The 13023-nt window shown below is 27.1% G+C and carries 14 protein-coding genes; 5 read left to right on the top strand and 9 right to left on the bottom strand.

Going from position 1 to position 13023, the window contains the following annotated elements; all coding sequences use genetic code 11:
• Positions 1-75 precede the first annotated feature (75 nt).
• From AFAEC_RS00235 to AFAEC_RS00210, 6 genes are all read right to left on the bottom strand, one after another.
• Positions 76-1041 carry a zinc transporter ZntB gene (locus AFAEC_RS00235; RefSeq protein ID WP_026806531.1) on the bottom strand — a complete coding sequence of 322 codons (966 nt, stop codon included), beginning with the start codon at positions 1039-1041 and terminating at the stop codon, positions 76-78.
• Between the two features lie 10 nt (positions 1042-1051).
• Complete coding sequence (locus AFAEC_RS00230; protein ID WP_026806532.1) at positions 1052-1789, bottom strand: YaaA family protein; 738 nt, start codon at positions 1787-1789, stop codon at positions 1052-1054.
• Between the two features lie 9 nt (positions 1790-1798).
• Complete coding sequence (locus AFAEC_RS00225; protein WP_026806533.1) at positions 1799-2440, bottom strand: MarC family NAAT transporter; 642 nt, start codon at positions 2438-2440, stop codon at positions 1799-1801.
• Positions 2433-2861 (bottom strand): YchJ family protein, encoded by a 429-nt coding sequence (locus AFAEC_RS00220; RefSeq protein ID WP_026806534.1) that lies wholly within the window; start codon positions 2859-2861, stop codon positions 2433-2435. Before AFAEC_RS00220 ends, AFAEC_RS00225 begins: the two co-directional genes overlap by 8 nt.
• Positions 2862-2936: 75 nt before the next feature.
• Complete coding sequence (locus tag AFAEC_RS00215; protein WP_026806535.1) at positions 2937-3290, bottom strand: ComEA family DNA-binding protein; 354 nt, start codon at positions 3288-3290, stop codon at positions 2937-2939.
• 51 nt (positions 3291-3341) lie between these two features.
• Entirely contained in the window at positions 3342-4010 is a 669-nt protein-coding gene (locus AFAEC_RS00210) for a Crp/Fnr family transcriptional regulator (RefSeq protein WP_225442380.1), read from the bottom strand.
• Positions 4011-4084: 74 nt separating this feature from the next.
• Here AFAEC_RS00210 and AFAEC_RS00205 point away from each other — a divergent pair, with 74 nt between their 5' ends.
• Entirely contained in the window at positions 4085-4447 is a 363-nt protein-coding gene (locus AFAEC_RS00205) for a nitrous oxide-stimulated promoter family protein (RefSeq protein ID WP_026806537.1), read from the top strand.
• Here AFAEC_RS00205 and ung read toward each other — a convergent pair.
• The 3 genes from ung to AFAEC_RS00190 form a co-directional block, all read right to left on the bottom strand.
• Positions 4434-5081, bottom strand: coding sequence for a uracil-DNA glycosylase (ung, locus tag AFAEC_RS00200; protein ID WP_026806538.1), 648 nt, complete (start codon positions 5079-5081; stop codon positions 4434-4436). The two genes, AFAEC_RS00205 and ung, sit on opposite strands and share 14 nt — an antisense overlap.
• A gap of 77 nt (positions 5082-5158) precedes the next feature.
• Complete coding sequence (locus AFAEC_RS00195) at positions 5159-6550, bottom strand: aldehyde dehydrogenase family protein (protein WP_026806539.1); 1392 nt, start codon at positions 6548-6550, stop codon at positions 5159-5161.
• 74 nt (positions 6551-6624) lie between these two features.
• Positions 6625-8277, bottom strand: coding sequence for an acetolactate synthase large subunit (locus AFAEC_RS00190; protein WP_026806540.1), 1653 nt, complete (start codon positions 8275-8277; stop codon positions 6625-6627).
• A gap of 317 nt (positions 8278-8594) precedes the next feature.
• Between AFAEC_RS00190 and AFAEC_RS00185 the strand changes: the two genes are divergently transcribed.
• The 4 genes from AFAEC_RS00185 to AFAEC_RS00170 all read left to right on the top strand — a co-directional run bounded on the left by AFAEC_RS00185 (position 8595) and on the right by AFAEC_RS00170 (position 12974).
• Entirely contained in the window at positions 8595-9245 is a 651-nt protein-coding gene (locus AFAEC_RS00185; RefSeq protein ID WP_034216704.1) for an HAD family hydrolase, read from the top strand.
• An 81-nt stretch (positions 9246-9326) separates the two neighbouring features.
• Positions 9327-9764 carry a Dps family protein gene (locus AFAEC_RS00180; RefSeq protein WP_026806542.1) on the top strand — a complete coding sequence of 146 codons (438 nt, stop codon included), beginning with the start codon at positions 9327-9329 and terminating at the stop codon, positions 9762-9764.
• A gap of 106 nt (positions 9765-9870) precedes the next feature.
• On the top strand, positions 9871-11022 hold the full coding sequence (locus AFAEC_RS00175) for a multidrug effflux MFS transporter (protein ID WP_081754542.1): 1152 nt from the start codon (positions 9871-9873) through the stop codon (positions 11020-11022).
• A 95-nt stretch (positions 11023-11117) separates the two neighbouring features.
• Positions 11118-12974: a methyl-accepting chemotaxis protein gene (locus AFAEC_RS00170; protein WP_034216705.1), complete on the top strand. Its 1857-nt coding sequence runs from the start codon at positions 11118-11120 to the stop codon at positions 12972-12974.
• Positions 12975-13023 lie beyond the last annotated feature (49 nt).

Raw genomic sequence — 13023 nt, 5'->3', positions numbered from 1 at the left:
CTCTTTAATCTACCATTCGTTCCCAAGCTTATAGCTTGGGAATATTTTTGCTTTGATAAATTAAAATCTCTTATTTTAAATCCACTTCTTCTTTTTAAAAATATAAAATTGAAAGCCAACAACCGTAACTAAAATCAAAATAAATATATAAAAAGCATTATCAGAAGTTGCACCTGGAATCCCACCAACATTTATCCCTAAAAGCCCTGTTAAGAATGTAAGTGGCAAAAAGATTGCAGATAAAATAGCCAAAATATACATCTTTTTATTCATCTGTTCAGTTAAACTATTTACTAACTCTTCTTGAAAAAGTATAACTTTATCTCTAATTGTATCAAGCTCTTCAATATGTCTTATTAGTTGGTCTGTTGTCTCTCTTAATTCAATCTTTTGATACTCATCTATCCATAAAAGTTTTTCATTATAAAGTTTTACTAGTGCCTCTTTTTGTGGAGTTAAGTATCTCTTTAAAATAATACTTTCTCTTCTAATTTTTAATATTTCTGTTCTAAACTCTGTATTATTCTCAGCATCTAAAATATTTTCTTCCAAAAAATCAGCTCTATCTTGGATTTTATCTATTACACTATCCATTCTATCTATCATTCTATAAGTTAGTTCAACCAAAAATTCTGAAGAACTTTTTACACCTTCTCCATTCCTTAAATCTTCACTTATCTCTGATACAGATAATATATTTTTTCTACTTGTTGAAATAATTAAATCTGAAGATATAAAAATACGAATAGAAATCATCTTCTCTGGTTTTGCATTTTTCTCTAAATTTACACCTCTTAAAGCGATTAATAAAGCATCATTTAAAAGAACTGTTCTAGGTCTTGTTTCATCTGCTAAAAGCGCATCTACAGCAATAGAATCTATTCCACTTTTATTTGTAATCCAATCTTGTGCTTCCTTACTTGTATAATCAAAGTGTAACCATAAAATTTTATTAACTCTTTCTAAGTTATCTAATTTCTCATATTTTAACTCTTGTGCTGTTCCATCTTTTTGTATTAAAAAACCTTGAAATGGTTTCATGTTTTTACCTTTAATTGATACTATAAACTATCTCTTTTTTTAATTTTTGCTCTTTTATCTCAACAATAGATAAATTCTTTATCTCAAGATTTAAAAGTTCATCAAAAGTTTTTATATCTTTTTGTGCAAGTAATTTTAAAATTTCTCCTCTATAAGCTTTTGCAAAATGGCTTACAACCTTCCCATCTTTTATAAACTTCATAGTTAAATATGTTTTTTTTATAGTATAAAATTTCTCATAAAATCCTGCTCTTAAGTCTAAAATATCTTCATCTTTTAAATATTCATCTAATGAGTTTGAGAAATTATCGTTATAAAACTTCTCTATTTTTAGAGATTCAAAAGTTTCACCTTGTTTGAGTTTATAATCTGGTATCTTATCACTTGCTTTTAAAACGCCAAAAAGATTTGAAAATATTAGTGTATTTTCATCTATATATTTTTGTGCATTTTTATCTAAATTATTATAATCCAAATAATCATAAGCAACTCCTTCATATCTTTGAATTGCTTTCATAGTAGGACTTTTAAAAATATTTATTTTATATTTTTCTATAATATCAGCTTTCTTTGTTCCAAAAAGTTTTTCTAGTTCCTCTTTTGAAGCTGTTCTTAAAAAGTCATTGTAAGTGTTTACTATTTCTAATCTTTTTTCATAAAGTTCTGGAAAAATAAATGAATTTTTATTTAAAAATTCTTCATCTCCACCAGCAATTTTTGTCTCACTTGGAGAAAATAGTATCTTCATATTTATCCTTTAATTTGGAAAATTTAAAATTATCTCTTTAACACCATTTATAACAAATTGTGTTCCCATACAAACAAGTAAAAATCCCATCAATCTTGAAATTGCATCAACACCATTACGACCTACTATTCTCATAATAGTATCCGCACTTCTTAAACTTAACCATAAAATAAAACTTAGTATTAATGGAACTACAATAGATGAAACATATATTATCCACATAGGAGTTGTGTTTTGATCACTATGAACAGTTGAAGCTACACTAATAACCATAGCAATAGTTCCAGGTCCAGCAGTACTTGGCATTGCAAGTGGAACAAAAGCTATACTTTTAATTGTCTGGGTTTTAGTATCATCATCTTTCTTTTCAGGGAAAAGCATTCTAAATCCAATATATGCAACTATTAATCCACCAGCTATTCTTAATCCTGGAATAGATATTCCAAAAGTCTTCATTATAAATTGCCCAAAGTAAAACGAGATAACAAGAATAAGGAAAACATAAACTGAAGCCAAAAAAGCCTGTCTATTTTTATCTTGTTTAGTCATATTTTGACTAAGTCCAATAAACAAAGCTACAGTTGTTATGGGGTTTGCTAATGGAACTAGAATAATAAGTCCCATTGAAATAATATTTAGTAATTCAAGCATTATTTTCTCCTATAAATTTCCCATCTACATAAAACCAAAAGTTATTCTCTTTTTTAAATCGGCTCTTTTCTATAAATGATATATCATTTTTATTTTGAAATAGTGTTGCTTTAAATGTTACAAAACTTTCAAATTCAGCTTCTATAAACTCTAAAATCTCAAGCTTAACAAAATCTGTATTTACACTAAAAAGTTCAATATCTTTTTTCCAATTTAAAATATCAGTTGAAAAATCTGGATTATCTTTATGTGTTGTTTTTATAATATAGTTACTTTTACAAAATACAAATGCAGAAAATCTTGACTTCATAAGGTCAAGGGCAGTTGAAGGATTCTTTATTTTATCATGAAAAATTTTACAACATTTTTTATATTTTTTGAGACTTCCACATGGACATAAGGAATTAACAGTAAATTTCAAAATCTTCCTTTAATTTTTGAAAAATTTTATCATAAAGAACTAAAACTAAAGCCCAAAAGCCTTAGTTTCATTTTGTTAGTTTAAAGCTTTATTTATTTTTTTAAAAGCTTTATCTTCTAAATTATCTTTTTCTTTAGTTAATTGTTTAGATGGTTTTTCTTTAATTTCATCAATTTTCTTTGAAGCTATATCTTTAACATTTACATCATTTTGTACATTACCAACAACATTGTCTCCAAAACCTTTTATATTTTTTAAATCTTCTGGTTTTGAAATTTTATTTGTTTTTCTATACTCAATAATTTGATCAGCTTTTTTCTCACCAATCCCTTTTATGCTCATAAGTTCTTCTTTTGAAGCTGTTTGCAAATTAATTGCACCAAATAATAAACTACTACCTAAAGCTAAAATAGCTAAAATTTTTTTCATTCAATCTCCTTTAAAATAATTCAAAAAATTATATCATAAAAATATATTTTTCTATAACGAAGTAATGAATTTTTTTAATGCTTTATGATTTAAAATTTTAATAAAACCTTTCTCATTTTGTATAATCTCATCTTTTTTTAGCTTTGAAAGTTGTCTTGAGAAAGTCTCGGGAGTTATGTTCAAAATTTGTGCAATTTTTACCTGCTTTAAACTTGGTAATAAGCTTTCATTTTCATATAAAAATTTTGCGATCTTTTCCATACTATTTAGTGCAATATTATAGTTTATAAAATTCTCTAAAAATTTTATCTTTTTAGTAAGTGATTTTATAAAAAACATTGAAATCTCTGGTTTTTGTAAAAATTCTTCTTTAAATCTTTTATAATCTATTAAAATTACCTCCGCATCTGTTTCAAAAGAGCAATTTGCTAAAAAATTCATCTCTTCGTAATTCATAATTTCAGCTATTAATGCAGGTCCCATAAGATTATGAATTACTACTTCATTATCTTTAAAATCATGTGTATATAGTTTTGTAATACCTCTAACTAAAAGATGAAGATATTTAGATTCATCTCCTTTATAAAATAGTATTTCATCTTTTTTATATGATTTCTTAAATGATATATCTTTTAATTTTTCTAAATCTTTTGGATCTAAAAAATTAAAAAAACTATAATCATCATCTCTTTTTGGCAAACTTCCCATTTTATTCTCCATTATATTGATACCTATCAATTTTATATTAATTATTGTATGTAAAAATCTTATAAAGTAAAATTAAAGTAACCTAAATGACACATGAAAAATTTGAATCTGAGATAAACACTCTCAAAAAATTTTATGAATTATACTGCATAGATAAACATGAAAACCAAAAAATAAGACTTGAAGTATTAGAATATAAAGAAAAAAAGTTTTTTTTGGAGTTAAATTTATGTCCTATATGTTACGAAGCAATATCTTACTCTTTTAATAGACTTCAAGGATGTCCTCACGATATAAAACCAAGATGTCGAACTTGTCCAGCTCCTTGTTATGAAAAACAAAAATGGAAAGAAGCTGCAAGAGTCATGAAATATTCGGCAATAAAACTATCTTTAGGAAAAATAAAATCAAGAGTTATAAATATTTTTAGCAATTCTACCAAAGAATAGCCTCTTTTTCTAAAGATATTAAAATTTCATTTGTTTTTGAAAAATGTTTACAACCAAAAAATCCTCTATATGCACTAAGTGGGCTTGGGTGAACAGTTGTTAAAATATGATGCTTTCTTTCATCTATTAAAACTTTTTTTCGTATAGCAGGGCTTCCCCACAATAAAAATACAATATCCTTACAATTTTGACTAATATATTTAATAATATTATCTGTAAAAATCTCCCAACCCATATTTTGATGACTTCCAGCTTTTCCTTCTTCAACTGTTAAAACTGTATTTAAAAGTAATACCCCTTGCTTTGCCCAAGGTGTTAAATCTCCATCTATACAAAGTGAAGTTTTCTGTAAATCATCATATATCTCTTTTAGTATATTTTGCATTGAAGGTGGATTTTTAATATTTGCTGGAGTTGAAAAGGCTAAACCTTGAGCTTGACCAAAACCATGATAAGGGTCTTGTCCTAGAATTACAACTTTTAGATTATCAAGTTTTGTGAGAGAAAAAGCTTTAAAAATATCCTTTTTTTCAGGAAAAACTCTTGTAGCTTCATATCTTTCATCAATTTGTACTTTTAAACTTTTATAGTAATCTTTCTGTTTTTCTAAATCTATTACTTCTTCCCAATTCATAACAAATATCCTTTATCTAAAAATAAAAAAAGCTAAGGTTAAAAAACCTTAGCTTTATAATATCAAAAAATCACAAATTATAAAACTGGTGATTTTATAACCATCATTTTTTCTACACTCATATCATGCATTGAGTGTGGAATTCCACCCATTCCAAGACCTGATACTTTTGCTCCACCAAATGGCATCCAATCAACTCTAAATGCAGTATGGTCATTTACCATTACTGCTGTTGCATTCAATCTTTTTACAGCTTTTAAAGCTTTATCAATATTTTTTGTAAATACTGCTGCTTGGAAAGAAACATCAAGTTGATTTGCTCTTGCAATTGCTTCATCTAAATCTTTATATGAATAAATACAAACAACTGGTCCAAATACCTCTTTAGTTGAAACTAAAGCATCTTCAGCAGGATTTAAAATAACTGTTGGTTGGAAGCAAGAGTTAGAGATTCTTTTTCCACCAGTTAAAATTTTTCCACCTTTAGAAACTGCTTCGTTTACCCACTCTTCAACTCTATCTACTTCACCATTATTAATAAGTGGTCCAACTTCTGTTTTTGGATCTAATTGATCTCCAACAATAAGTTTTGAAGCAGCAGCAGCTAATTTAGTAGCAACTTCTTCGCAGATTGACTCTTGAACAAAAACTCTTTGAACAGAAACACAAACTTGTCCAGCATGATAGAATCCACCTTTTGCTAAAGCTGGAATCATATCTTCAATATCAGCATCAGCTTCAACTATTACAGGTGCAACTCCACCATGTTCTAATACAACTCTTGTTCCATCACTAGCTTTTGAGTTTAAGTACCAACCCACACTTCCTGAACCAATAAATGTTAAGAATGCAGTTTTTGGAGATGTTGCAAGTAATTCTCCACCTTTTCTATCACAAACAACAGCTTGAGCCCATCCATTTGGAAGCCCTGCTTCTTTTAAAATCTCAACTAATTTTACCGCACTCATAGGAGTTTGAGTTGCTGGTCTAATAATTACTGGACATCCCGCTGCAATAGCTGGAATTACTTGATGAACTGCCAAATTAAAAGGGTGGTTAAATGCAGAAATTGCAGCAACAACCCCTATTGGTTCTTTAAATGTATAAGCTAATCTATTTGCACTTGTATTTGTATGTCCCATAGCAACTTCTTTACCTTCAAATACGCTAAGATGTTCAATAGCTATTTTAATACCATTTATTGCTCTTAAAATCTCAACTTTAGAGTCCATATAAGGTTTTCCACCTTCACTAGCACAAAGAATTGTAAGATCTTCAACTTGAGAACTCATAATTTTCATAACATTTTCTAAAATTTCAACTCTTTTATATTTTGGTAACCATCCATCTTTATTTATAAAAGTTTTATGTGCTAAATCAATAGCTGCTTCAACCTCTTCAAATGTATTAAAATTTACAGTTCCAACTACTTTTCCATCAAATGGTGATGTAACTTCTATCGTACTCATATTTTCTCCTTTATATATTTTAAGATTAAAAAAAGGGGCTTTAAATTTAAAGCCCCTTTTTATTTAGCTTAAGCTTATACCATACAAGCTTTTTGTGGTAATAACTCATTTAAAATTGCATGATTTAAAGAGTAATCAACTGCTAAATCAATTAAATGTACTCCTTTACTATTTACACATTGCTCTAAAGTTTTTTCAAACTCTTCTACTGAAGTTGGTCTATAACCTTTTGCTCCATAAGACTCTGCATATTTAACAAAATCTGGGTTTCCAAGATCAAGTCCGAATGACTCAAATCCCATTCCTGTTTGTTTCCATTTAATCATTCCATAAGCATTATCATTTAAAATAACTACTGTTAAATCTAATCCTAATCTAACTGCTGTTTCCATCTCTTGTGAATTCATCATAAATCCACCATCTCCACAAACACTTACAACTTTTTTATTTGGATTAATCATTTTAGCCATCATTCCTGAAGGTAATCCAGCTCCCATTGTAGCTAATGCATTATCTAATAATAATGTATTTGGTTTTGCACATCTATAATTTCTTGCAAACCAGATTTTATAAACACCATTATCAAGTGTTACAATATCTTCATCTGCTAAAGTTTTTCTAATAGCTCTTACAGCTCTTTGTGGTAAAATTGGGAATCTATTATCACCAAAATATTTAGATAATCTTGTTCTAATTTCATCTGCTAATCTTGTATAGTAATCAAAATCCCAGTGAGCTTGAACTGTAATTTTATCTGTAAATTTTTTGATATTTCCAGCAATATCTCCAATAACATCCATTTGTGGGAAATATGTATCATCTACTTCACTTGGAAAGAAGTTTACATGCATAACTTTTGTAGCACCCTCTTTATTTGACATAAAAAATGGTGGTTTTTCAATAACATCATGTCCAACATTAATAATTAAATCCGCTCTTTCAATTGCACAGTGAACAAAGTCATCTTTTGATAATGCAGCTGCACTTAAACACATTGGGTGATTTTCATCTACAACACCTTTACCCATTTGAGTAGAGAAGAATGCCATACCTGTTTTATTTACAAAATCTGTTAATGTATTTCCAATTCTTGTTCTATTTGCTCCAGCTCCAATTAATAATAAAGGTCTTTTTGCTTTTTCAATCATAGCAACTGCTTCATTAATAACATCATCAACAGCAACTGGATATTTTACATTTTGTACTGGATAAATAGTTGTATCAGCATCTACTTTTTCATCTGCAATATCTTCTGGTAATTCAATATGAACAGCACCTGGTCTTTCTGTTGTAGCAATTTTAAATGCATCTCTTACAACTGATGGAATATTATGAGCATTTACAATTTGTTTTGCAAATTTAGTCATTGGTCTCATCATTCTAACGATATCAACGATTTGGAATCTTCCCTGTTTAGATTTTTTAATTGGTTTTTGACCTGTGATCATCATCATAGGCATTCCACCAAGTTGTGCATAAGCAGCACTTGTAGCAAAGTTAGTAGCTCCAGGGCCTAAAGTTGATAAACAAACTCCAACTCTTCCTGTTAATCTTCCATAAGTTGCAGCCATAAATCCTGCACCTTGCTCATGTCTTGTTAATATAAGTTTAATATTTGATTTTCTCATAGCTTCTAAGAAATCTAAGTTCTCTTCACCTGGAACACCAAAAATGTACTCAACACCTTCATTTTCTAATGCTTTTATAAATAAATCTGATGCATTCATCTTTCTTTTACTCCGTTTATTATGTTTTATTAAAGACTATATTCAAAATATGAAAATTTTGTAATTTTATACAACTATTTATCATATTTGATAAACAATTGGTATTATAACCATATTCAAACTATACTTTATATAATATTAATATTATTTTACAAACTGCTCTTTTTTAATTAACAAAAAGTTACACTTTTCAAAAAAAGCCTAAAAAAGGGCTTTTCTTTTCTACACATCTTTAAACTACTTTGTTACTTATTAGTTTAACTTTATATTTTGAAAAAATATTATTTTTTGCTAAACTACGAAAAAAAGGAGAAATTATGCAAAAAAAAACTACTTTAATTTTTGATTTAGATGGAACTTTACTAAATTCTATAGATGATATTGCAATTTGCATGAACGAAGTTTTAAAAAGTTTAAATTTAAAAACATATGAAATAGATGAATATAAATATTTTGTTGGTTATGGAGTTGATGTTCTAGTTGATAATGTATTAAAAGATAATTTGTCATTAAAAAATGAGCTATCAAAAAGATTTAAAGAGCTTTATGATGATAATCTTCATAAAAATACAAAACCTTATGATGGAATTTTTGAGCTTTTAGATGAACTTGTAAAATTAGATTGTAATTTAGCAGTTTTATCAAATAAACCTGATTTTATGACAAAAAAATATGTAAAAGAGATTTTTAAAAATTATCCTTTTATAGAAATTCATGGACAAAAAGCTGATGTACCAAAAAAACCAGACCCAATAGCAGCAATAAATATTGCAAAATCTTTAAATATTCCTTGTGAAGATATATATTTTGTAGGTGATACAAAAGTAGATATGCAAACAGCAAAAAGTTCAAATATGAAAGCAATTGGCGTTTTATGGGGATTTAGAGGTGAAAAAGAGTTAAAAGAGAATGGTGCTGATTTTATTGTAAAACACCCTTTAGAGATTTTAAAAATTATAAAAGAATAGTTATAAGAGTAAGATAATTTATTGACAAATAGATTTTTTGGTTATATAATGATTTCACATTTTACTAAAAAGGATTAAATTATGTCAAACGTAGTAACACAATTAAAACAAATTCAATCAGATGCTCATGCACTGTATATAAAAATTCATAACTATCATTGGAATGTAAAAGGTATGGATTTTCATCCTGTTCATTCATATACAGAAGGTCTTTACAATCAAATGTCAGTTTTATATGATGATATGGCTGAAAGAACAATAATTTTAGGTGAAAAACCTTTTTTAACTTTAGATGAATTAATAAAAGCTACAAAAATCAAAACTGAAACTGCTGATAGCTTTAAATCAAGAGAGATTGTAGAAAAAATAATCGTAGATTTTGAATACTTATTAAAAGCTTTCAAAAATCTAAGTCAAAGTGCAAGTGAAGTTACAGATAAAGGAACAGAAGCATTTGCAGATGAAAAAGTTGCAAAACTTGAAAAAGATTTATGGATGCTAAATAGTATGCTTAAATAAGTAAAATATATAAAAGAGGATAAAAGTATCCTCTTTTTGCTACAATTTCTATCTATTTAAAATATTTTACCTACATTTATACAATAATAAATTATAAAGAGTTTTTATGAAAAAATCAATTAATCATATATATTTAATAGTTTTAATATCTATTTTATCATCAGTTGCTCCTATGGGAGTTGATACTTATTTACCTTCTATTCCAGAAATTGCGAAATATTTTGAAGTAAATATCCATAAAGTTGAATTATCTTTAGCAATTTTTTTAATAGGGTTCTCAATTGGACAGATATTTGGTGGTCCAATATCTGATAGGTATGGAAGAAGATTTGGCTCAATTATTGGGCTTTTAGGATATGCAATTTTTAGTTTTTTAATCATTTTTAGTTCAAATATCTATGAACTTTGGGTTTATAGATTTTTAGAAGCATTCTTTGGTGGAATTACAGTTGTAAATGCAGCTGCTGCGGTAAGAGATAGATTTAACGGGCAAGAAGCAGCAAAAGTTTTTTCACTTATTGGAATGGTAAGAAGTTTAGCACCTCTTTTAGCACCTGTTATTGGAGCTTTTATTATTCACTTTTTCCCTTGGGAAGGTGTTTTTATATTTTTAACAATTTATGCTTTACTTGTTGCATTTTTTATTTACAAAGATTTACCAGAGAGTTTTGTCTATGTAAAACAGTCTATTTTTGAATCATATAAAATAGTTTTAACTCATAAAACTGCAATGAAAGCTATGTTAGTTTTGGCTTTAAGTTTTGGTGGATTTTTTATTATTATTTCAAAAACATCATTTATATATATTGAATATTTTCATATTTCAACAGACTATTTTCCTCTATTCTTTGGTATAAATTTTATTATTCTAATTTTTATGATAAAAGTAAATGTTAATTTACTAAAAAAATATAAAGCTTTAAATATCATAAAAAGTGCTCTTTTAATCCAAATTATTGTTGGAATAATCTTTATTCTAATTCATAAAGAGATGAACTTAGTTTTAATGGTAATTATACTTGCTTGTTATATGAGTATGATGGCATTTATTTTTGGAAATTGTATGTCTCTTGCTATTGAACATTTCTCAAAAAATGCTGGAGTTGCAAGTGGTGTTATTGGTGTCTTACAATTTGGGCTGGGAGCATTAATCTCTTCTCTTACTTTAAACTTTCATGATGAAGGGTTCTTTATAATATCTATAAGTATTACAATAATCTCTTTTATATCTTTTTTAATAATTCGTAGCTATAAATAGTTGATTGTGTTAATCAACTATTTATTTATAAGCTATATTTTATATTTCTTTTATATAATTCTAATTAAATAGGTGAAATATAAAAGGAGTTAAAAATGTTTACCTTTAATAATATCAGTACAAGGAAGAAATTACTGTTTTTTCCAACATTATTTATTTTTATTGTTATAAGTTCAGCAACAATCTATAAATATTTTAGTGATTATGCAATTGAAAGAACAAATATTGCAATTATCACAGAAGAGCTTGTACAAAGTAATTTAAAAGGAAGAATCTCTGTTTATCAATTTTTGAGAACTCCAACAGAACAAAATCAAAAATTAGTTTTAAGCAATTTTAATAATTTGATTGTAGATATATCAAAACTTAAAGATAGTTTAGTAAGCCAAGAGAATCAAAAGATTTGTGATAATATTATAAATCATACTAAAGATTATATTGAACTTTTTAAAAGTTTCTCTCAAGATAAAATAGTAAATTCTTTAAATCAAGAACCAGAGACAAACAATATTTTACAAAAAATTGCCCAAATGGTGAAAATTGGATTAAATCTTGAAGAAGAGATTATGCAGATAAATCAAAGTTCAATAAAACTTAGAGATAGTGCTTACTCATCTTTAAATACAGATTTATTAATTTTAAGTGTAGTAGCTATTACTATATTTATATTATTCTCTATACTTATTTCTAACTCTATTATTAATTCTATAGAGAGCTTTAAAGAGGGATTATTAAAATTTTTCTCTTATTTAAATAGAGAATCTAAAGAGATAAACCTAATAAATATTAGTTCAAAAGATGAATTTGGAGAGATGTCAAAAGTAGTAAATGAAAATATCTTAAAAACTCAAAAAGGAATAGAAGAAGATAGAATATTAATAGACGAAACAATAGCAGTTTTAAGTGAATTTGAACAAGGTGATTTATGCCAAAGATTAAATCTAAGTGTTAAAAATCCTGCTTTAATGGAGCTAAAATCAATTTTAAATAAAATGGCAGATAACTTAGAAAATAATATTGATAGTGTTTTAAATATCTTAGAAAAATATAGTAACTATAACTACTTAGATAAAATACCAACATATAATCTAAAACAACACCTTTTAAAACTATCAAATGGTGTAAATACATTGGGTGATTCAATAACACAAATGTTAATTGATAATAAAACAAATGGTTTAACTTTAAAAAATAGTGCTGACTTACTTTTAGTAAATGTGGATACATTAAATATATCTTCAAATGAAGCTGCTACAAGTTTAGAAGAGACTGCTGCTGCACTTGAAGAGATAACTTCTAATATTAGAAATAATACTGAAAATATTCAGAAAATGGCTATTTTATCACATAATGTTACAACTTCTGCAAATCAAGGAGAAACATTAGCAAATCAAACTTCTCTAGCAATGGATGATATAAATATACAGGTAAATTTAATAAAAGAAGCTATAGGAATTATAGATAATATAGCTTTTCAAACAAATATTCTATCTCTTAATGCTGCTGTTGAAGCAGCAACAGCAGGAGAAGCAGGAAAAGGATTTGCTGTTGTTGCTGGAGAAGTTAGAAATTTAGCAAGTAGAAGTGCTGAAGCTGCAAAAGAGATAAAAGATATAGTTGAACTTGCCACAAAAAAGGCAAATGAAGGGAAGAATATAGCTTCAAATATGATTATAGGGTATAAAGAGCTTAATTTAAATATTTCAGAAACTATGGATTTAATAGATGATATTCAAAATGCATCAAAAGAACAATTAACAGGAATTGAACAGATAAATGATGCTGTAAATAGACTTGATAGTCAAACTCAAAACAATGCAATGGTAGCCTCTCAAGCACATAATGTAGCAACTTCAACTGGTGAAATTTCAAAAATAATAGTTGAATATGCTGATAAAAACGAGTTTATTGGAAAAGATTTAATAACTTTTGAAAATGGTGGTGGAATTTAAATATCATATCTTTTAATTAAAATCAGTTACTACTTATCACTTATAGTAA

The organism is Aliarcobacter faecis (assembly GCF_013201705.1).
Taxonomy (GTDB): domain Bacteria; phylum Campylobacterota; class Campylobacteria; order Campylobacterales; family Arcobacteraceae; genus Aliarcobacter; species Aliarcobacter faecis.
The sequence above is the reverse complement of the archived record's forward strand: the minus strand, read 5'-3'. Positions and strand labels throughout refer to the sequence as shown.